We start from the raw sequence: 22,068 nt of genomic DNA on the forward strand, positions 1-22,068 counted from the left end.
AGAAAGGAGATAAAGAAATGGAAAATTCTATGTTTTGTTATCAATGTGAGCAAACAATGGGGGGGAAGGGATGCACCAAAATGGGGGTTTGTGGAAAGACTCCAGAGGTGGCAAATCTTCAAGATTTATTAATATATCAATTAAAAGGAATTGCATGCTATGCAAAGTCTTTAATAGAAAAAGGAGAGCCTATAGATAAAGAAATTGTTAAATTTGTTGAAAATGGATTATTTACAACATTAACTAACGTGAATTTTGATGTAGCCTTTCATGTAAAACTTCTTAAGGACTCACAAAAGATTAAAGAATCATTACGTAGTAGAGCTCCTAAAGGAGATTATCCAGAACAAGCAAAATATAACTTAAGCTCAAGTAAAGAGGAGATGCTAAAAGATTCAGTTAAAGCAGGAATTATGTATGATCAATCATTAGACCCTGATATAAGATCATTAAGATCAACTATTTTATATGGGTTAAAAGGAATATCAGCATATGGACATCAAGCAAGATTTATAGATTTTTATAATGATCAAGTAGATCAGTTTTATTTTATTGCTTTAGAAGCTCTAACTAATGATGAAATTAAATTAGAAGAATTAATACGTATGACTATGAGAACTGGTGATATGGCAACACAGGTTATGAAAGTATTAGATGATGCAAATACTACTAAGTACAAAAATCCCACGCCACATAAGGTAAATGTAAATACGAAAAAGGGTCCCTTTATAGTTGTTTCAGGGCATGACTTAAGAGATTTAGAAATGTTACTAGAACAAACAGAAGGCAAAGGAGTAAATATATATACACATGGAGAAATGCTACCAGCTCATGGATATGATGGATTAAAGAAATATAAGCATTTAGTAGGAAACTATGGATCAGCTTGGCAAAATCAACAAAAAGAATTTGATAATTTACCAGGATGTATTCTTATGACAACAAACTGTTTGATGAGACCAAGAGAAAGTTATAAGGATAGAATTTATACTACTAGTGTTGTTGGTTGGGATGGAGTAAAACACATAGGTGTAGATGAAAGTGGATATAAGGACTTTTCTGAAATAATAGATAAAGCTCTTGAGTTAGGTGGATTTAAGGAAGATGAAGAAAATCATGAAATATTAGTAGGATTCGGGCACAAAGCAACATTAAGCCATGCTGAAGAAATAGTATCTGCAGTTAAGGAAGGAAAGGTAAGACACTTCTTTGTAATTGGTGGCTGTGATGGAGCAAGGCCAGGAAGAAACTATTATACAGAATTTGCTGAACAGGTACCAAATGACTGCGTCATATTAACCCTAGCTTGTGGTAAATATAGATTTAATAAATTAGAGTTTGGAGAGGTAGCTGGCTTACCAAGACTATTAGATGTAGGTCAATGTAATGATGTTTATTCTGCTGTAAAAATCGCTACATCATTAGCAGATGCTTTTGATACAGATGTAAACTCTTTACCATTATCAATAATTTTATCATGGTATGAACAAAAAGCTGTTGCTGATTTATTAGCACTATTATCTCTTGGAATAAAAGGAATGTTTTTAGGGCCTTCATTACCAGCTTTTATATCTCCAAATGTCTTGCAATATTTAGTAGATACATTTAATCTTAGACCAATTAGTACTCCAGAAGAGGATTTAAAGGAGTGCCTTAAACAGTTAGTGTAATATTTAATTATTTAAAGAGATACAGTATATACGAAAAGTGCTGTATCTTTTTATTTTATAAAATTAAATAAATATTTAAAATTTGATTCAAATCACATTTTTATTTTTAATATTTTCTTATAATTTACTCATAGATAAGAAAACTAAATGTTTGGAGGAATTAATATGAAAAATAATATAAATGTAAATTTAAGTTTAGGTGAGTGTGTTATTATTTATCCTGCAATTGTAGAAAAGTTTAATGATATGCAATTAGATTATTGCTGTGGTGGAAATGAAAATTTAGAAGTTGCACTAAAGGAAAAAGAAATTGATGTGGAAAAATTTATTGAGGATGTGAATAATGAACTTGATGAATTTATATTTGATAATTCTTCATATATAAATTGGAATGAAAGATCTTCAGAAGAATTAATTAACCATATAGTAAATACTCATCATATTAAAACATTTGAATTATTAAAGGAAATCGATCCATTGGTGTTAAAGGTATTTAAAGTACATTATGATCATTTACCAGAAATTTTAACAAGAGTTCATAAACTTTTTGGAGCACTAAAATGTGAATTAGAAGAACATTTAATAAAAGAAGAAAAAATACTATTTCCAAAGATAATTGAATTTGAAAAGATTAATGATAAAGTGAAAAAAGAGAAGCTAAGAAAAGAAATAGATAGCTTTATAGGAGAACATGAAGCAGCAGGAGATATACTTAAAGAACTAGCAGATATTACAGATGATTATAATGCTCCAGAATGGGCATGTACAAGCTTTAAATTATTATATCTAAAAATGCATGAACTTGAGAAAGACTTATTTATTCATATCCATAAAGAAAACAACATTTTATTTAAGAGATATAAATAGAAATTTTATTAAAATTATAGAGGTGATTAATTTGGAAAATAAGAGATTTATTTTAGATAATGGAGTAAATAGAGCTGTTAATGAAGAAAAGATAAAAGAATTAACTATACTTTTAAGAGAACTAAATGAGGAAGGATTAACAGAAGATCTAAAGGAAAAGGGATTAAAACTTGTTAAATCAATAAGTCCTTTAGAACTTTCTATGGCAGAACAAAGCTTAGTAGAGGATGGGATGAATCCAAGTGAATTAAGACATTTATGTGAAATTCATATGATGATTTTAAAAGGTGAACTTGAAAAATTACAAAGTAATATATCAAAAGGACATGTTTTATATACACTAATAGAAGAGCATGAATTAATCTTAAATTTCTTAAAAGAACTAGATGAATTAACAAAGACAATATTAAATATGGATAATTTTGATGAAAGCAGAAAAGAGTTTGGAAGAGTAACTGAATTAATTAATAATATACTATATGCTGAGCCACACCATAAAAGAGAAGAGGATGTTTTATTCCCTGAGCTTGAAACAAGGGGGATCACAGGACCGACAAGAATAATGAGGCTTGAACATGAAGATCTAAGAAGAAAGAAGAAAGAGTTAAAGAAATTAAGTGAATCTGTTTCTCTTTTAGATTTTAATGAATATAAAAGAGAACTAAAAAGACTTTCAAATGCTATTTGCTTTGAGTTAAAAGATCATATCTTTAAGGAAAATTATATATTATATCCTACAGCATTAGAAAGTATAGAAAGTGATACTAAATGGACTAATATGAAAAAAGAATGTGATAATATAGGATATTGCACATTTACGCCTGAAGATTGTATATAGTAAAAGATATTTTATTAATTTACATTAGTTAAATATATATATCTTATTAAGTATTATAAATAATAGATACCTCCTAAGTGATAATCTAAATCTTTGATTTAGCTAGCAGAACTTACACCTAAGAACGTATGTGAATAGGTGTTTCCTATTAATCATATAATTTTAATTATAAATTTGAGTTTTATAGTATAATTAAGATAATATTATGATTTTGATTAGGAGGTATTTATTTTGAGTTGTGACTTTTGTTGTGAAAAATGTGCTAGTAGATTATATGCGCGAGAAGTACCTATATTTGAATCACTTTCTGAATCTGAGCTAGACAGAATAATAGATATAAGAAAACATATGGCTTTGAAAAAAGGAAAAAGTTTATTTTTAGAAGGAGACAAAGTTTCAAAGCTTTTTATTATAAGTGAAGGAATGATAAAAATAACTAAGAATACTGTAGAGGGTAAAGAGCAAATTATAAATATATTAACTGTTGGGGATTTTCTTGGAGAAAATAATATATTAGGAGACACCCTTGAAAGTAATGTATCTGCAATAGCTGTTAAGGATACTGAGCTATGTACTATTTCTAGGGAAGATTTAAAAGAAATACTATACTCTAATCCTTCTATTTGTTTAAAGCTTCTTTCAGAATTAAATAAAAGATTAATAGAGGTAGAGAATTTAACAAGAAATTTATCTAATAATAATCTAGAAGCAAGAATATGTTGTATGCTTTTAGAGTTTTCAGATAAATATGGAAAAGACATAAATGGAAAAATTGAAATAGATTTACCGTTAAATAGAGAAGGAATGGCTAATTATTGTGGGATAGCTAGAGAGACATTAAGTAGGAAGCTAACTTTATTAGAAAGTGAAGGTATTATAAAGCTTATTGGAAATAAAAAAATAGTAATAAATAATTTGAATTTGCTAGAAGGATCTATCTTCTAAGAAGATGTGTATTAAAGGATATAATTATATTGTAAATAATTAGAATTTTTAAAGTGACAAATATAGTCTAGGGGAAGGGTTAATATGAGTCTAATATTTAATAAGCCAATAACAGAAATAATAAAATCTAGATATTCAGTTAGAAACTACAGCGATAAGCCTTTATCTGATAAAATTATTAAAGATTTAGAAGATTATATAAGCAAATTAGATAATCCTTTTAAAATAAATATAAGAATTAGTTTGATTAAAAAGGATAGTTTTAAAAATGAGATTAAGCTTGGCACTTATGGTGTTATAAAAGGAGCAAATTATTATTTGGTAGCAGCTTGTGAAGAGAAAGATTTTGCACTAGAAGCTTTAGGATATACTCTTGAAAAAGTAATTTTATATTGTACTTCATTAGGTCTTGGAACTGTTTGGCTAGGGGGAACCTTTAGTAGAGGAGATTTTGCAAAAGCTATTAATCTTAAAGATAATGAGATATTACCAATAGTATCTCCAGTTGGCTATGAAGGTGGAAAAAAATCTTTACTAGCATCTCTTATTGGAAACAATAAAAACAATAGAAAAAAATATTTAGAGCTATTCTTTAATGAAAGCTTTAATATTCCACTTTCGATAGAAAATGCAAAGGAATATGGAGAAGCATTAGAAATGGTAAGATTAGCACCATCAGCTGTTAATAAGCAACCTTGGAGAATAATAAAGGTAAATAAAGATATACATGTATATACAAATGGAAAAGTTGATATGAATAGAATAGATATAGGTATAGCTCTTTGTAATTTTGATTTATATACAAAGGAAAAAGGAATCAATGGAGAATTTAAATTTATGAATGTCAATATTCAAAGTGAATACGAATATGTTATATCATGGATAAGGGAATAATTATAAAATATTAAGTGCTAAAATTAGAATATAAGTATAAAAAGCTATGATATAAAAATATCATAGCTTAAAGATTTTACTAAGGTTAAGTTATTACAGTTTTAATATTTGTTTTTTCTTTGCATCAAATTCTTCCTGGGTTAATATTCCCTCATCAAGTAAACTTTTTAGCTCTCTTAGTAGTTCCACAGTTCCTTTTTCATTATTATCATAATTAGAAATATTAGACATCATGCTAGATATAGAGTTTTCAAGGTTTACGCTAGCATCAAGACAAGATTGTTCATCAATCATTTCTTCTACTTCATCAGGTAGGGAAACGTTTTCTATTATAATATTACTGAACTCTATTCCTAAAGGAAGTGAAATCGAATTTGCACATTCTTGAATTTTGACTGATAAATCTCTATATTTTACTGCAAGATCAAGTATGGGCATTTCACTGCTAGCAATGTTAGTTGTCACAGCTTCTGTAACAATAGATGAAAGATATTGAACTATATCATAAGTAAGTATTTTACCACGTGCTCCGAAAGTTTCTGTCATAAATTTATTTACATCCACAATTCTAAAGGCATATTTTCCAAATGCACGAATACGAACGGTTTTAAAATCTTTATCTCTTTTTAATATTGGTGCTTTGGTTGCCCACTTACAATCTACAAATTGCCTTAAGCTAATAAAATATAAATCAGCTTTTATCGAGGAGTTAAATTCATAATCCCGTTTAGCTAGATTAGATAGTTCAGCTACATTTTTGATATTTAATGTGTATGTTCCAGTTTTAAAGCCATTAGATTTTGTTTTAGTATTATCTGAATTTTCTAAATTAAATATATATGTCCCAGAGGATAGAACGTTTTCAAATTCTCCTCCCTTTAGAAATATAGCAGATTGATTTTCTCTAACAATAATCTTATCTCCATGTTTAATTTCATTACCTGGTTTGCTATACTTATTAATTATAATTTTATTACTTTCGTCTACATACTCTATTACATCTATAAATTGATCTTTTATAAAATCCATAAATCCCATAATAATTATCTCCTATATTAGTGGATATCCATAATTATCTCTAGCTGAACCAGTAAGAATTAAAATGATATCAACAATCCATCCTATTCCTAGTAAACCTGCTGTAAAAAAGTATAAGATTCCCATACCAGATTTTCCAAGATAAAATTTATGTGCTCCAAAATAACCGAAGAATATACATAGAAGTAGAGCAACAATTTTACTTTTTTGTTTATGATGAATATAATTACGACCATTATTGTTATTATTAATTATATTATTAATAACTATTGGTTGTTGAGGCTGTGATTGCTGAGAATATTCTTGTTCATCTCGTTTATTTTCTTGCTTATAATTAGTTGTTGCACCGCAGTATGAGCATTTTGGACCATCTACAGGTGCGCCACACATTGAACATTTTTGCATAAAGTATCCCCCACTTATAAATAATAACAATTTCACTAATAATAATTTTAAAGTAATTTATTATATATTTTATGAAAAATTACTATTAATTACATATATTATACAACGAAGCTTATAACTTATCTATAAGATATTATTTATATAACAATACTATTAGACAAATAAATATAAATTTTTTTAAATTCATATAAATAATATACAAATAAAAGAATGAATATACAAATTAATAAATTTATAATTGGTATTATAATACGTGTAAAGGGTTTAAGAAATCCTAAAAATTAGAATATTCAAAATTAAAATAATTATAAATTAATTTTATTTAGAGGTGGGATAGAATATGTTACAAGAAAACTTAACAAAAATTCTAGAAAAGAGATTTGATAAGACAATAAAGGAAGCAAGCAACGAAGAAATCTATTTAGCTTTATTAGAATTAACAAAAGGATCAATAAAGAAAAAAGGAACTAATAAGGGAAATAAAAAGCTTTATTATATTTCAGCAGAGTTTTTAATAGGAAAGTTATTATCAAATAACTTAATTAATTTAGGTCTTTATGAAGAAGTTAAAGAAGTATTATCAGCAAATGGTAAAGAATTAGCTGAGATAGAAGAAATAGAATTAGAACCATCATTAGGTAATGGTGGGCTTGGAAGACTAGCTGCATGTTTCTTAGATTCAATTGCAACTTTAGGATTAAATGGGGATGGAGTAGGCTTAAATTATCACTTTGGATTATTTCAACAAGTATTTCAAAGTAATAAACAAAAAGCAGTTAAAAATCCATGGATAACTAGTGAAAGTTGGTTAAATAAATCAGATATAAAATTCGAAGTTTTATTTGGAGGATTTAAAGTTACATCAAGTCTTTATGATATAGATGTTACAGGTTATGATAAGGCTTGCAATAAGCTTCGTTTATTTGATATAGATACAATAGATGAAACATTAGTAGAAGAGGGTATAAACTTTGATAAGGAAGAAATAAAGAAAAACTTAACTTTATTCTTATATCCAGATGATAGCGATAAAGCTGGACATTTATTAAGAATATATCAACAATACTTTATGGTAAGTAATGCAGCTCAATTAATTTTATTAGAAGCAGAAGAAAATGGATATGATTTACACAAGTTATATGATCATGTAGTTATTCAAATAAATGATACTCATCCATCAATGGTTATTCCTGAACTAATTCGTCTTTTAGGTGAAAAGGGAATAGAGATGGAAGAAGCTATTGAAATAGTATCTAAGACTTGTGCATATACAAATCATACAATATTAGCAGAAGCATTAGAAAAGTGGCCAATAGAATATTTAGATAAAGTTGTACCACAATTAATGCCTATTATAAGAGAATTAGATAATAAAGTAAAAGCAAAATATGATGATGAGAAAGTAGCTATAATAGATAAGGGGAATAGAGTTCATATGGCACATATGGATATTCACTATGGATTTAGCGTAAATGGAGTTGCTGCTCTTCACACTGATATATTAAAGGAAGAAGAATTAAAGCCATTTTATGATATTTATCCAGAAAAGTTTAATAATAAGACAAATGGAATAACATTTAGAAGATGGTTAATCCACTGCAATAATGAACTTACTAAGTTTATAAGTGAATTAATTGGAGAAGACTTTAAAAAGGATCCTACTAAATTAGAAAATTTATTAAAATATATAGATGATAAAGCTGTTTTAAATAAGATTGGAGAAATTAAAAAGAATAATAAAATTGCTCTTAAGGATTATTTAAAAGAAACTCAAAATGTTGAAATAGATGAAAATTCTATATTTGATATTCAGATAAAGAGACTTCATGAATATAAGAGACAACAAATGAATGTACTTTATATTATTCATAAGTATTTAGATATTAAAAAGGGAAATATTCCAACAACTCCAATAACAATGATATTTGGAGCAAAAGCTGCACCAGCTTATATAATAGCTCAAGATATAATTCATACTATCTTATGCTTACAAGAAATTATAAATAATGATCCTGAAGTTAACAAATACTTAAAGGTTGTTATGATAGAAAACTATAATGTAACAAAGGCATCTAAACTAATTCCAGCTTGTGATGTTTCAGAACAAATTTCACTAGCATCTAAAGAAGCTTCAGGAACAGGGAATATGAAGTTTATGCTAAATGGAGCATTAACTTTAGGAACTGAAGATGGAGCTAATGTTGAAATACATGAATTAGTTGGAGATGACAACATCTATATCTTCGGAGAGTCAAGTGAAACTGTTATTGAACACTATAAGAAAGCAGATTATGTTTCAAAGAAATATTATGAAAAGCCTGCAATAAAAGAATTAGTTGACTTTATAGTAAATGATGAAATGGTAGCAGTTGGAGATAAAGAGAACTTAACAAGACTTCATAAAGAATTAATTAATAAAGATTGGTTTATGACATTATTAGATCTTGAAGATTATATCAAGACTAAAGAAGTAGTATTTAAAGATTATGAAGATAGAGAAACTTGGAACAGAAAAGTTTTAATTAACATTAGTAAAGCCGGATTCTTCTCTTCAGATAGAACTATTGAACAATACAATAAGGAAATCTGGAAACTAAAGTAGAAGATGATTATAAATTACAACTACAAATAAAAAAAGCTGCATAAGCAGCTTTTTTTATTTAAATTACTTATAATATCTCATAAGTAATATATTTATCAAATACTACTCGTATTTTCTCATGAGATTGTTATTCTTCATAAAGAGTTACTATGGCAGTAGTAGAATCAATCCAATATAGATCTATATCATCAGCTAATATGTTTTTTCCATCATTTGAAATTGAACTTTTGTATAATTTTACAATTTAAACCGGTAAAATGCAAAATTATATTTATAGAAAATTTAATTAATTATTTTGAGAAATATTAAATTGAAAATAAAGATTGAAAAAATAATTTATATTTTTAATATAGGTAAATGTTTTCTATGGTTTTTTGCATATAGTAAAAAATCTGACTAAGGAGTATAATATGAAAATGTAAGCATATGTAGTTAAAGAAGGGATGATTAAGTTTATATTAATTGAGTGTATAAAATTTATAGAATTAATAATGTGTTAATTTATTTTATGAGTTTTGTATTAAAGAAAATTAAAATTGTATTTAGTTAATTTTAAAATTATAGTAATCAAAGTAGTAGAGGAAATAAATGATATGAAAAAAATAATGACGGTTTTTGGAAGAGACTTAAAAAGTATTATAAAAAATCCAGTAGCGATGATTATTGTCATTGGAGTATGTATTATACCATCTTTATACGCATGGGTTAATATAAAAGCTTGTTGGGATCCTTATGGAAACACAAGTACTATTCCAATAGCAGTAGTAAATAATGATAAAGGAGCAACTATTGCAGGACAAAATATAAATGTAGGGGCTGAAGTAGTAGAGGAGCTTAAAGAAAATAAAAATATAGGTTGGAAATTCGTTAATAATGAAGAGGCTGATATGGGAGTTATTGATGGAACATATTTTGCAACTATAGAAATACCAGAAACTTTTTCAGAGGATTTAACGAGTATAGCAACTGATAAAAGCAAGAAACCAGAAATAACATATAAGCTTGATACTAAAGCAAATCCAGTAGCAGGTAAAATTGCAGGGGTAGCAGAGGGGACTTTAATAGATGAAATTACTTCGAATTTTATAGAAACTATTAATAAAAAAGCCTTTGAAAAGATTAATGGATATCAAGAGGATATAGATAAAAATCGTAATGATATAGTAAAGCTTAAAAATGCTATTATAACAATTTCTAAAGAGATGGATTCTATAATAGCAGTTTTAGAAAATGTTAATTCAAATTCGGGAAATTTAAATGACTATTTAAAAGAAGTCCAAGCTTCTATTCCTACTTTAACAAGTGGGATAACAAGTAGAGAAACAATAACTCAAAACACTGCAAATTTAATAAAATCAACAAATGATAGTTTTAATACATCTTTCAATGTATTAAATCAAAATCTAAATCAAATGAAGGTTGGTATAGATAATATTATAAGCATATTAGATACCATTAATGTTAATGAAAGTACTACAGATATAAGTAGTAAATTAAATGCTTTAAATAGTAATATGAATGTAGTAAATAATAGTACAGATTCTAATATAAGATATCTTGAAGCTATTAATAAAGAAAAACCGAATAAAGGAATTGGAGACTCAATAGTTGATTTAAAGACAGTTCAAGATAAATTAAATAAACAAACTGATATATTGAATTCAATTACAAAAGGTTATTCTACTTTAAGTGAAGATAAAAAAGAAGTTATAAATCAATTGAAAGAAAATTTAAAGCAAATTTCAAATGATATAGATAAATTAACAAGCAATTTTAAAAATAATGCAATGCCAGTATTAGATGAAATAGCTACAAGTTTAACTGATGCAACACAAAAAGGTTCTCAATTATTAACAAAATCAAAGGAATCAGTAAATGGAATAGCTACTTTGATAAACTCAGCAGCTCAAGGAAGTCAACTTACAAACAAAGTTTCAGACGATATATTAGAACAATTAAATATGTATAAAGATGATATAAAGTATGTAGGAGAGCAATTATCAAAGTTAAATGATGAAAATATAAATAGCATACTTGCAATACTTCAAAGTAATCCAGATTTAATTGCTTCTTTTATATCAAATCCATTTAATATAAAAGAAGTAAAAGTATATTCTGTTCCAAACTATGGCTCAGCAATGGCACCAATTTATTCCGTTTTAGCTCTTTGGGTTGGTGGATTAATATTAACATCAGTATTAAAAACAGAAGCGCCTAAGATTAAATGGGATGAAAAAATTACAATAAGACATAAGTATTTTGGTAAAATGTTTACCTTTGTAATATTGGCTACAATACAAGGTTTAATAATAGCATTAGGTAATATATTTTTACTCAAAGTTTACTCCGTCAATCCATTTTTAATGGTAATATTTTCAGTTTTATCAGCTATAACATTTTCAATAATAATATTTACTAATGTATCATTACTTGGAAATGTAGGAAAAGCAATTAATATAATATTTATGATTATCCAATTAGCAGGTTGTGGAGGAAGTTATCCAGTACAAGTAGATCCTCTTATATTTAGAATATTGCAACCATTTTTCCCGTTTACTTATGCTGTAGGAGGCTTTAGGGAGTCAATAGCAGGACCATTAGCAACTAGTGTTACATTAGATATAGTAGTACTATTAATATTTAGTGCACTATATATATTATTGGGTTTTGTTTTCAAGCCAAGATTAAATAGTGTAGTTAGCAAGTTTGAAAAAAAATTCCATGAATCAGGTATAGGTGAATAATGGAGGGAAAATAATGAAAATGTTATTTAAGATATTTAAAAGAGATTTAATTAAAATTAAAAAAAATTATGCAGCAATGATTGTAGTAATAGGATTATGTATTATACCTTCACTATATGCTTGGATAAATATTTGGGCTTGCTGGGATCCATATGCTAATACTGGTAATTTGCCTGTGGCTGTAGTAAATAAAGATGAAGGAGCAGTAGTAAATTCTATAGAAATAAATGTTGGGGATGAGGTTGTTGAAAATTTAAAAGAAAATACTTCAATAAAGTGGGAATTTCTAGACGAATGGCAGGCAAATAATGCATTAAATCAAGGCACTTATTATGCGATAATAGAAATTCCACAAAATTTCTCAAGTGGATTAGTAAGTTTAACTACAAAAAGTCCTAAAAAACCAAATATAATATATAAATCAAATGAAAAGGCTAATGCCATTGCTACAAAAATTACTAATGTAGCTAAAGATAAATTAACAAAAGAAATAAAATCAAACTTTATAGAAACTGTTAATAAAAAAGCTTTTGATGAATTAAATAAAGTAGGATTACATTTAGAGAATAATAAGCCTAAAGTTCTTGGTATTAAAGATGTAATAAGTACTGCAGAAAATGATTTAGCAAGTATTCAAAATTATATTAATGATTCATCAAAAAATGCAGAGGATTTAAATAATTATATATACAGTATAAAAAATGATTTACCACTTATTACAGAACAAATAAATGATTTACAAGATGCAGCAGAAGCAAGTAAAAGGATAGTAAATGAAAGTAAAAATAATTTGATTACACTTAATGGAGACATCAATAGTAATATTATTAACTTACAGGCGCTATCACAAAAGATAGATACAATGTTAAAAAGTATGAAAAATATAAATATGCCTAAAGAGGATATTATAAAGAATATTGATCAATTACAAAGCTATACAGGAACTATGGAAGCTTTAGCAAATGCTTCTATTAAAGAATTAGAAGAAATTAATTCAACATTAAATGATGAAAAGTTAAATTTATTAATATCAAATCTTAAGAATTTAGAAAAAACATTAAAAAATCAAGAAAATATATTAAATGAATTAAAGGATAAAGTAAATAACGGTAAGATCGAAGAAGGCTTTTCTAATAATATAGATAATGTTATAAAATTAAATGAGGATGCTGTTAACAATATAATATCAATATCAAATGAATATTATAGAAATAGTACAAATACTATTAATAATGTTGCTAATACAACGAACTTAAGTTTAGATAATTTAAATTCAATTTTAGAAACATCAAAAGTAATAGTGCCACAATTAAATGCTTTAGCTAATTATGGTATAGCATCAAGTAATGAAGCAATAGATGATGCAGAAAGGTTAAGCGAAAAAATAGCTACATTACAAAAAAATATAAAAGAATTAAATGAGAAATTAAATAATTTAAATGAAGAAAGTTTAGATGAAATTATAAGCATAATGGGAAAAAATCCAGAAGAAATAGCTAATTTTATATCTTCACCAATAGAAGTAAGGGAAATTGAAGTATATGGTAAAGGTGTATTTGGGATTGGATTAACTCCGTTCTATACAGTATTAGCCATATGGGTTGGTGCACTTTTAGCAGGAGCTTTGTTAACAACGCATTGTGAGGATTTTGAATATGGGCCACAACCTAGTATGATGCAAAGACATTTTGGTAAGATGCTTCTTTTTATTAGTATAAGTTTAATTCAAGCATTTATAGTAACTTTAGGTGACTGGTTAATATTAAAAATAAAGGTGTATAATGTACCATTATTATTTGGTTTTTCATTTTTAACATCTATTACTTTTACAATAATAATTTTCACTTTAGTATCTATTTTGGGGAATGTAGGAAAAGCTATTGCAGTTATTATAATGGTTTTTCAGATAGCAGGAGCTGGAGGAATATATCCAATACAAACTAACCCTGAGATATTTGGAGTTTTATATCCATTATGGCCATTTACATATGCTATAAATGGATTTAGAGAAGCAATAGCAGGACCAGTTTGGAAAACTGTAATAACTAGTGTATTAGCACTTGTAGTATATTCATTAGTGTTTATAATTCTTTCAATATTAAAGAAACCATTTCATAAGTTAATTCACTTTATGGAACATAAATTTGAAGAAGCAGAGATATAAAAATATAAGAAAAGGATATAGAAATTAAGAGTCTATATCCTTTTTGTCTTTTATTCAAAATAAAAAAAGCTGTAGTTGCAGCTTTTTTTATCTAAAGTTAACTTCACGTTCAGGAATTTTATATTGTAAATATTCTTCTATTTCCTCTAAAATATTATAATTTTTAGGATCAGTAATAAGGCAAGTGTAGCCACTATCTCCAGCACGAGCTGTTCTTCCTATTCTATGAATATAACTTTCAACACTTTCAGGTGCATCATAATTATATATGTGAGTAACTCCAGTAATATCTATACCTCTTGAAGCAACATCTGTAGCTATTAAATATTGAATATCACAGTTTCTAAAAGACTTCATTATTTTTTCTCTTTTATTTTGAGGAACATCACTATGTATTTTTTCAGTCTTTATACCTTTAGAGGAAAGCTTTGCTTCTAGCTCGTCAGCTCTTCTTTTAGTTCTGCAAAAGATAATAGACATAAAAGGATTATCATCTTCTAAGATTTTAACTAAAGCATCAACTTTCCATCTATCAGTAGTTTTAACTACTTGTTGTTTGATGTTAGGAATTATAGATTCCTCTTCTTCTGTAATATCAATGATTTGAGGATTATTCATATATCTATAAGCTAATTTCTTTACTTTAGAATCTATAGTTGCAGAGAAACAAAGAGTTTGTAATTTTTTAGGAGCATAAGACATTATCTTTTCTATCTCATTTCTAAATCCCATTAAAAGCATTTGATCTGCTTCATCTATAACTACAGTATTTAACTTACTTAAATTTATGCTTTTTCTTTCTAAATGATCAAGTAGTCTTCCAGGAGTTGCAATAATTATATTGATTCCTTTATCAAGCTTTTTTAACTGAGAGCCTACATCTTTACCACCATAAGCTGCTAGTATTCCTAAATTGCTTATATTAAATTTATTAGCTTCTTCAGTGATTTGTATAGCTAATTCTCTTGTTGGAGATAAAATTAATACTTCTGTATTTTTAGAATTATTATTTACTCTTTGAAGAATAGGTAATAAAAAAGCTAGAGTCTTCCCAGAACCTGTTTTTGACTTAGCAATAATATCATTATTATTCATAATTAAAGGAATAGTTTGAACTTGAATTTCAGTAGGTGTTTTTATATTATAATTATTTAATTTCTTTATTAAGTTATCATCTATTTTTAAATTTTTAAAATTCATAAATTAAGTCCTTTCATAATTTAAAATAAAATAAAGTGGAGCTTGGTATCCGGCGAAAGACAACCAAGCTCCACAAATAATTAGCACTTACGTACCAACTGCTTAATAATAATAACATTAAATTAATAAATAATCAACATAAAGTTTTTTATTTTATATTTAGAAAATCTTTAGAATTACCTAAAGTATCTCTTTAGGATTAGAAGATATACTTTAGGTAATAGGGATTAAGTAGAAATTTTATTGTATAATATTGATAGTATTTTAAAAAAGGAGTTAAGTTATGAATTCATATAATGTTTTAGTTGTAGAGGATGAAAAGGAGATAGCAGATGCTATTGAAATATACTTAAAGAACCAAGGGTATACAGTTTTTAAAGGATACAATGGAATAGAAGGACTAGAAATTATAAATAAGGAAGAAATTCATTTAGCAATAGTGGACATAATGATGCCTAAAATGGATGGTATAACTATGACTGTAAAGCTTAGAGAAAAATATGATTTTCCTATTATTATGCTTTCAGCAAAATCTGAGGAGGTTGATAAAATAGTAGGACTTAATATAGGAGCTGATGATTATGTTGCGAAGCCATTTACTCCACTAGAATTATTAGCTAGAGTAAATTCTCAGTTAAGAAGATACTCTAAATATTTAAATGCTCTTGGTGTAGAAAAAGAGAAAACAAACAGTTTTATAATAGGAGGTCTTGAATTAAATGTTGATAAAGTTGAATTAAGTGTTGACGGAAATCTAGTTAAAATAACACCAATTGAGTTTAAGATACTTCAGCTACTTATGCAAAATCCAGGGAGAGTATTTTCATCAGAAGAAATATATGAAAGAGTATGGAACGAGCAAGCAATCAATACTGATACAATAATGGTTCATGTAAGAAATATAAGAGAAAAAATTGAAATTAATCCTAAGAATCCGAAATATTTAAAGGTGGTGTGGGGAGTTGGATACAAAATTGAAAAGCAGTAAAAAAAATTACCTATTAAGCACAGTAGTATTTATATTAGTTATTTTAACATCAGTGGGTTTAGTAGCATCTTATCCAAGAATAGCTAAACTTGCAAATGAAAAAGAAAAACCTCCATATTATGAAGATTATTATTTTCAAATGGATTTATTTAAGGGAAGCTTTGTATTATATAAAGATCTTTTAGAAAAGGAACAAAACAGAGACATTTCTTCAGAAGAAATATTCTTTAAGGAATTCAAAAATGATAAATATGATTATAATTATATAAAACAAAGACTTAATTCTGAATTAAGTAATTGGAATAGAATATTAAAAAGAGATTTGAAAAATTTAGATTATTATATTATAGATAAGCAAAGCAAAGTCTCATCTACGAATACAGATAAAAATTTAGGTGCTTTAATATCTAATGAAACAAATAAAGATCTATTAAATGATTTGGAAAGTTATTATGGATATTATATGGTAATTGACTTCGATGAATATGGTGGTATTAAGGTAAATAAAATAAAGGGAGCTGATGAAAGTACAATTGATATATTTATGGATTTTCAGTGGAGAAATTTAATAGATGGATATGGTAATCTTACATTATCAAACCCTAAAAATATAACTATAACCTATGCAGTTCCTAAGGAATTGAAGTATGTAGATAGAATAAGTAATTATATGAATAGGTTTAATAGTTATGCTTATGGAGATATCATTATAATTTATGTTTTGATAGCTTATGCAGTGATAGTGCTTATATCTTTAATTATTCCATATAGAAAGTCAAAAGACATTATTGGAATTAGAAATTTTATTAAAATGCCTTTTGAGATAAATACAATTATAATTACTGTAATTACAGCTTTAGTTTCGTTATCTCCGAATATATCTTACTGGACTGCAAACAATGAATGGATTAAAGAAGCTTTAGCTAAAGTTGGGATTCCAGTTATATTAACAACTCCATTATTAATGATAGGAAATGTAGCGTACTGGTTTATTTTATTAATTACAGCGTTTTCAACTATAGTTTTACTTAAATCTATATTTAATAAAGGAATAAAGAATTATATAAAAGAAAACACAATAATATATAAATTTTTTAAGTGTTTAAAAAATTTATGGATAAAAATATATAATAGTATTACAGATATAAATTTAAAAGATAAGTCTAATAAAGTAATAATTAAAATATTAGCAGTTAATCTTATAGTTTTAATTTTTATGTGTAGCATATGGTTTTTCGGAATAGGTGTATCTATAATATATACAATAGTTCTATTCTTTATTTTAAGGAAACATTTTAATAATATAAAAAATAAATATCAAATATTGCTTAAGGCCACAAATAAAATTGCAGAGGGAAATTTAGATGTTACTATAGAAGAAGAACTTGGAGTTTTTGAACCACTAAAAGATGAACTACAAAAGATACAAAGGGGATTCAAAAATGCAGTTGATGAAGAGGTAAAAAGCCAAAGAATGAAAACTGAGCTTATATCAAATGTATCTCACGATTTAAAGACTCCATTAACATCAATAATTACTTATATAGACTTACTAAAAGGTGAAAATGTAAGTGAAGAAGATAGAAGGCTATATTTAGATACATTAGATAGAAAATCTCAAAGACTTAAAAATTTAATTGAGGATTTATTCGAAGTAAGTAAAGCAACAAGTAAGAATATACAATTAAATATAGTTAATGTAGATATAGTTTCTCTTATGAAACAAACTCAATTTGAGTTAAGCGATAAAATAGAAGAGTCTTCATTAAAATTTAAATGGAACTTCCCAGAAAATAAAGTTATAGTACCTTTAGATAGTCAAAAAACTTTTAGAGTATTTGAAAATCTATTAATAAATATAGTTAAATACTCAATGCCAAATTCAAGAGTTTATATAGATATAATAGATGAAAATGAAGAGGTGTATGTGACTTTAAAAAATATGTCTGCCAATGAAATTGATTTTGCAGCTGAAGAAATCGTAGAAAGATTTGCAAGAGGAGATAAATCAAGAAATACAGAAGGGTCAGGACTTGGATTAGCAATAACTAAAAGTTTTGTTGAATTACAAGGTGGAACATTAAATATAGAAGTAGATGGAGATTTGTTTAAAGTAATATTAAAATTTAAAAGGTAATAGAAAATATTAGCGTAAGACTAAAATAATTTTAACAGTTAACTTTAAAATCTTATAATAGCTAAAAAAGACATCAACAGGATATAATATTTATCTAATTGATGTCTTTTTTAATATTTAAAATAAAATTTGTAAAAGAAGTAGTTGAAAAATTAAATGTAAAATCTATTTTGCAACAGTCTCTTTTGAGATATAATATAACTTGATATAAAGGTTTACAATAAAATAACAATAATATAAATATGATATTTTATAGGGGGAGAGTTTATGATTTATAAAGTTGAAGAAAATGATATTATGTTAGCTTTTGATAAAGTAATTACTTACTTGAATGAGTTGTTTGAAGAAAAATTATTGGTAGCTTTTAATAATATTAAAGAGTGTATAAAGGTATATGAGGGAGAGAATATTCCTTTAAAAGTAACTGTGGGACAAGAAGTATTAAAAGGATCAGCAGCATATGAGTGTATGATGAGTAAAAGAACTATAAATAAAATAATACCTAAGGAAGTTTTTGGAGTTCCGTATAAAGTATATGCATTTCCAATATATGATAATAATAAAGAAATTGTAGGTTCAATATCTATTTGTAAGAGTTTGATAAGGCAAAATAGAATTTTAAGTATAGCAGAAAATATAGAAAGAAGTTTATCGGAAATTAGTGGAATAGTAGCAGGAATTGCAATGAGTGTTCAAAATGCTGCCCTTGAAAGTGAAAATATAAATGAGAAATCAACAATAGTAAAGAAGGAAGTTGCAGGAACTGATAAAATCTTATCAATAGTTAAGGAAATAACTAACCAAAATAATCTTCTTTCTTTAAATGCTAGGATTGAAGCAGCTAGAGTTGGAGAACTGGGAAAGGGATTTGCTGTGGTAGCTAGGGAAATGGGGAACTTGGCGAAAAATAGCAAAGATTCATTAAAGGAAATAGAGGATAAGCTTTTAAGTGTTAGAGAAGCTTTTAATGATATTACAGAGAAGTATTCTAATATGAATAGTGGCTTCGGTGAGCAAGTCTCTTCATTAGAGGAGATCGCAGCAACTATAGAGGAGTTAAATAAAACATCTACAAATCTAAGAGAGATGGCAGAAAAAATGTAGGCTGTATTTAGGATTATAGGAGGGGTATTATGACAAATCTTTTTAAGCATAATTTAAAAATAAAAGATAGACAATCTATGATTAACATAACAGAAATTATAAATGAAGATATTAAAGTTTCTAATATCAAAGAAGGAATTGTAGTAGTTTATTGTCCTCATACAACAGCAGGAATTACTATTAATGAAAATGCAGATCCAGATGTGGTAAAAGATTTAATTTATGGTTTTGAAAAAGTATATCCAACTATTGATAAAAATTATAAACATTTTGAAGGAAATTCTCATGCTCATATGAAATCATCAACTATGGGAGTATCACAAACTTTAATACTTAATGATGGAATGTTAATACTTGGGAGATGGCAAGATATTTATTTTTGTGAATTTGATGGTCCAAGAGAAAGAACTTTTTATGTGAAAATAGTAAAAGGATAAAATTATAAGATAATTATGTACAGCGTAGATAGATTTGCTTTTATACGAGTCTATCTACTATTTTTTTATAAATAAATCTCATATATTAATATATCTTTTAGTAATAAAATTTAGTTTCTATAAATCATTTTGAATGCTTTTCTTAAAAGAGTATCCTTATATTATACAAGCAAAAGGCTTTGAATATTTAAAGTATCATTATAAAAGTTCCAATTGTAATAAAAATACCGCCTAATAATGTTTTTACAGTGAGAGTTTCTTTTAAAATTATAAAAGCTAGAATCATACTAATTACAACACTAAATTTATCTATTGGAACTACCTTTGAAGCTTGTCCAATCTGAAGAGCTTTATAATAAAATAACCAGGATAAGCCTGTAGCAATACCGGATAAAATTAGAAATATCCAACTTTTTTGATTTATATTAGAAATTTGATTGTAGCTTCCATTCATAAAAACTATTCCCCAAGCCATTATTAACACTACAACAGTACGTATTGCCGTAGCTAAATTTGAGTTTATATTTTCTATTCCTATTTTAGCTAAAATTGAAGTTAATGCAGCAAAAAACGCTGAGAGAAGTGCAAAGACTATCCACATATTAGAAGCTCCTTTAACATTTATTTTTTTCATGAATATAAATTTCCTCCAAATAAGACTTTTAAATAATTATATACTATAATTATTAATAAGACTATGAAATGAGAATAAAAATCAATAAAAATTTTTATTTTCTTTAAACATGTTAATTATATAAATTAAAAAATAAATATAGATAAAATTAATATAAATATAAATAATACCTAAATATGCATATAATATAAATTTATAGCATTATATATAGTAAAGGATAAAATTAAATATTATTTATAATATAATAATATTTAAAACTTAAAAAACTATTAAATTAACAGGAAAAAAGAGGAAAACTTAATGCTGTATAGAAGTATTAACTGTAACTAATTTTATGGAGGGGGTAGTATGGTATTATCAACTAATCCAGCAGTTAGGCTATACGAAATTTTAAGTGAAGCAAAGGAGTTTTGTAGTAAAAGTTCTAGTAAACAAAGTAGATTTAGAACGGTAGAATCGGTTCTTGCTCAGGTCTTTGATTTAGATATAAACGATGACGAAAAAATATTTAAATCTATCATACAAATTGTAGAAATGATAGAGAATATTAAGAAGTTAACTAATAAGATAGAGAGTGATTCTAAGGATGGATTAGTAAAAACTCTTACTAACTTTGAAAAAAAGATTATGGCAATAGGGTTAGATGATGATATACACAAGTTAGACAATATAATAACAAAAGAAATACTAATATCAATAAGCGGTTTAGCATTAGCTTTAGATGTAAGTAATCAATATAGAAATATAGAAGAAGAAAATTTAATGAAGTTCAAGGAAAAAATACACATATTGATAGAAGAATTAAATGAGTTAGAAGTAAACGAAGAACTAAAGGAGTTTTTAAATAGTGTACTTACTGATTTATACTATAAAATAGATGAATATAAGATGTATGGAATGGATGGATTAAAGATCTCCGTTGAACAAGGGCTAGGAAGTATAATGTTTAATAAAAATATTTGCGTGGAAGCTTCTAGGAATGCAAAGTTTAAAGAAAATATAAAAAAGGTTTTAAATTTACTTACAAGTATAAATACAACAATTTCATTTGTAAAAAACATTATGCCAATAGCCTCAGAAGCAAATGACATAGTAAATAGGTTGTTAGGATAAAAATGAAGCTATATTATTGGTAATTTTCCAATAATATAGCTCTTTTTCTATTTATGTGTTGTACGAGTCGAAGGCTCATTCTCCCCATATGGAGTCTTTTCATTAGATTTATTTTTAATCATCTTATCATAGTTAGGTGATGATGGATTAGTAGTATCTTTTGAATTTTTATTTTTCATTTAAAATCCTCCTTAATGATTATTATCAATAATTAGAATTCCCATATTATCAGAAAATATTATTATTTATAAGTGTATAAAATAACACTTATGTAAGATATATTTAAAA

At 26.4% G+C, this 22,068-nt stretch carries 18 protein-coding genes; 13 read left to right on the plus strand and 5 right to left on the minus strand.

What is annotated here, in order from left to right:
• Window positions 1-17: 17 nt before the first annotated feature.
• The 5 genes from hcp to ACZJV1_RS05055 all read left to right on the plus strand — a co-directional run bounded on the left by hcp (window position 18) and on the right by ACZJV1_RS05055 (window position 5,214).
• A complete protein-coding gene (hcp, locus tag ACZJV1_RS05035; RefSeq protein ID WP_463651638.1) occupies window positions 18-1,670 on the plus strand; it encodes a hydroxylamine reductase in 1,653 nt (550 codons plus the stop codon).
• A gap of 165 nt (window positions 1,671-1,835) precedes the next feature.
• Entirely contained in the window at window positions 1,836-2,537 is a 702-nt protein-coding gene (gene ric, locus ACZJV1_RS05040) for an iron-sulfur cluster repair di-iron protein (protein WP_463651639.1), read from the plus strand.
• 31 nt (window positions 2,538-2,568) lie between these two features.
• Complete coding sequence (locus ACZJV1_RS05045; protein ID WP_463651640.1) at window positions 2,569-3,375, plus strand: DUF438 domain-containing protein; 807 nt, start codon at window positions 2,569-2,571, stop codon at window positions 3,373-3,375.
• Window positions 3,376-3,606: 231 nt separating this feature from the next.
• Window positions 3,607-4,320: a Crp/Fnr family transcriptional regulator gene (locus tag ACZJV1_RS05050; RefSeq protein WP_463651641.1), complete on the plus strand. Its 714-nt coding sequence runs from the start codon at window positions 3,607-3,609 to the stop codon at window positions 4,318-4,320.
• Between the two features lie 84 nt (window positions 4,321-4,404).
• Complete coding sequence (locus tag ACZJV1_RS05055; protein WP_463651642.1) at window positions 4,405-5,214, plus strand: nitroreductase family protein; 810 nt, start codon at window positions 4,405-4,407, stop codon at window positions 5,212-5,214.
• Between the two features lie 93 nt (window positions 5,215-5,307).
• On the opposite strand, the gene ACZJV1_RS05060 is transcribed toward ACZJV1_RS05055, so the two are convergent.
• On the minus strand, window positions 5,308-6,252 hold the full coding sequence (locus ACZJV1_RS05060) for an SPFH domain-containing protein (protein ID WP_463651643.1): 945 nt from the start codon (window positions 6,250-6,252) through the stop codon (window positions 5,308-5,310).
• A 12-nt stretch (window positions 6,253-6,264) separates the two neighbouring features.
• Complete coding sequence (locus ACZJV1_RS05065; RefSeq protein ID WP_463651644.1) at window positions 6,265-6,657, minus strand: TM2 domain-containing protein; 393 nt, start codon at window positions 6,655-6,657, stop codon at window positions 6,265-6,267.
• Window positions 6,658-6,997: 340 nt separating this feature from the next.
• On the opposite strand from ACZJV1_RS05065, the gene ACZJV1_RS05070 reads away from it, so the two are divergent.
• The 3 genes from ACZJV1_RS05070 to ACZJV1_RS05080 all read left to right on the plus strand — a co-directional run bounded on the left by ACZJV1_RS05070 (window position 6,998) and on the right by ACZJV1_RS05080 (window position 14,167).
• A complete protein-coding gene (locus ACZJV1_RS05070) occupies window positions 6,998-9,259 on the plus strand; it encodes a glycogen/starch/alpha-glucan phosphorylase (protein WP_463651645.1) in 2,262 nt (753 codons plus the stop codon).
• 593 nt (window positions 9,260-9,852) lie between these two features.
• Window positions 9,853-12,003 carry a YhgE/Pip domain-containing protein gene (locus ACZJV1_RS05075; protein ID WP_463651646.1) on the plus strand — a complete coding sequence of 717 codons (2,151 nt, stop codon included), beginning with the start codon at window positions 9,853-9,855 and terminating at the stop codon, window positions 12,001-12,003.
• A gap of 13 nt (window positions 12,004-12,016) precedes the next feature.
• Window positions 12,017-14,167, plus strand: a complete 2,151-nt coding sequence (locus tag ACZJV1_RS05080) for a YhgE/Pip domain-containing protein (RefSeq protein WP_463651647.1) — start codon at window positions 12,017-12,019, stop codon at window positions 14,165-14,167.
• Window positions 14,168-14,254: 87 nt separating this feature from the next.
• Here the strand turns inward: ACZJV1_RS05080 and ACZJV1_RS05085 are convergent, their stop codons facing one another.
• Window positions 14,255-15,367, minus strand: a complete 1,113-nt coding sequence (locus ACZJV1_RS05085) for a DEAD/DEAH box helicase (protein ID WP_411170165.1) — start codon at window positions 15,365-15,367, stop codon at window positions 14,255-14,257.
• Window positions 15,368-15,650: 283 nt separating this feature from the next.
• On the opposite strand from ACZJV1_RS05085, the gene ACZJV1_RS05090 reads away from it, so the two are divergent.
• The 4 genes from ACZJV1_RS05090 (at window position 15,651) to ACZJV1_RS05105 (ending at window position 20,033) form a co-directional block, all read left to right on the plus strand.
• The gene (locus ACZJV1_RS05090; RefSeq protein ID WP_411170166.1) at window positions 15,651-16,355 is read left to right on the plus strand and encodes a response regulator transcription factor; all 705 of its coding nucleotides are present in this window, start codon (window positions 15,651-15,653) and stop codon (window positions 16,353-16,355) included.
• Entirely contained in the window at window positions 16,330-18,492 is a 2,163-nt protein-coding gene (locus ACZJV1_RS05095; RefSeq protein ID WP_463651648.1) for a sensor histidine kinase, read from the plus strand. Before ACZJV1_RS05090 ends, ACZJV1_RS05095 begins: the two co-directional genes overlap by 26 nt.
• Before the next feature lie 267 nt (window positions 18,493-18,759).
• Window positions 18,760-19,596, plus strand: a complete 837-nt coding sequence (locus ACZJV1_RS05100) for a methyl-accepting chemotaxis protein (RefSeq protein WP_460286479.1) — start codon at window positions 18,760-18,762, stop codon at window positions 19,594-19,596.
• Window positions 19,597-19,625: 29 nt separating this feature from the next.
• A complete protein-coding gene (locus ACZJV1_RS05105; RefSeq protein WP_460286480.1) occupies window positions 19,626-20,033 on the plus strand; it encodes a secondary thiamine-phosphate synthase enzyme YjbQ in 408 nt (135 codons plus the stop codon).
• A 187-nt stretch (window positions 20,034-20,220) separates the two neighbouring features.
• On the opposite strand, the gene ACZJV1_RS05110 is transcribed toward ACZJV1_RS05105, so the two are convergent.
• Window positions 20,221-20,634, minus strand: a complete 414-nt coding sequence (locus tag ACZJV1_RS05110; protein ID WP_460286516.1) for an EamA family transporter — start codon at window positions 20,632-20,634, stop codon at window positions 20,221-20,223.
• 381 nt (window positions 20,635-21,015) lie between these two features.
• On the opposite strand from ACZJV1_RS05110, the gene ACZJV1_RS05115 reads away from it, so the two are divergent.
• Complete coding sequence (locus tag ACZJV1_RS05115) at window positions 21,016-21,780, plus strand: hypothetical protein (protein ID WP_411170170.1); 765 nt, start codon at window positions 21,016-21,018, stop codon at window positions 21,778-21,780.
• Between the two features lie 47 nt (window positions 21,781-21,827).
• Here ACZJV1_RS05115 and ACZJV1_RS05120 read toward each other — a convergent pair whose 3' ends face one another.
• Window positions 21,828-21,959 carry a hypothetical protein gene (locus ACZJV1_RS05120; protein WP_411170171.1) on the minus strand — a complete coding sequence of 44 codons (132 nt, stop codon included), beginning with the start codon at window positions 21,957-21,959 and terminating at the stop codon, window positions 21,828-21,830.
• Window positions 21,960-22,068: the final 109 nt, after the last annotated feature.

It is taken from the genome of Clostridium sp. LS3 (genome assembly GCF_055330225.1).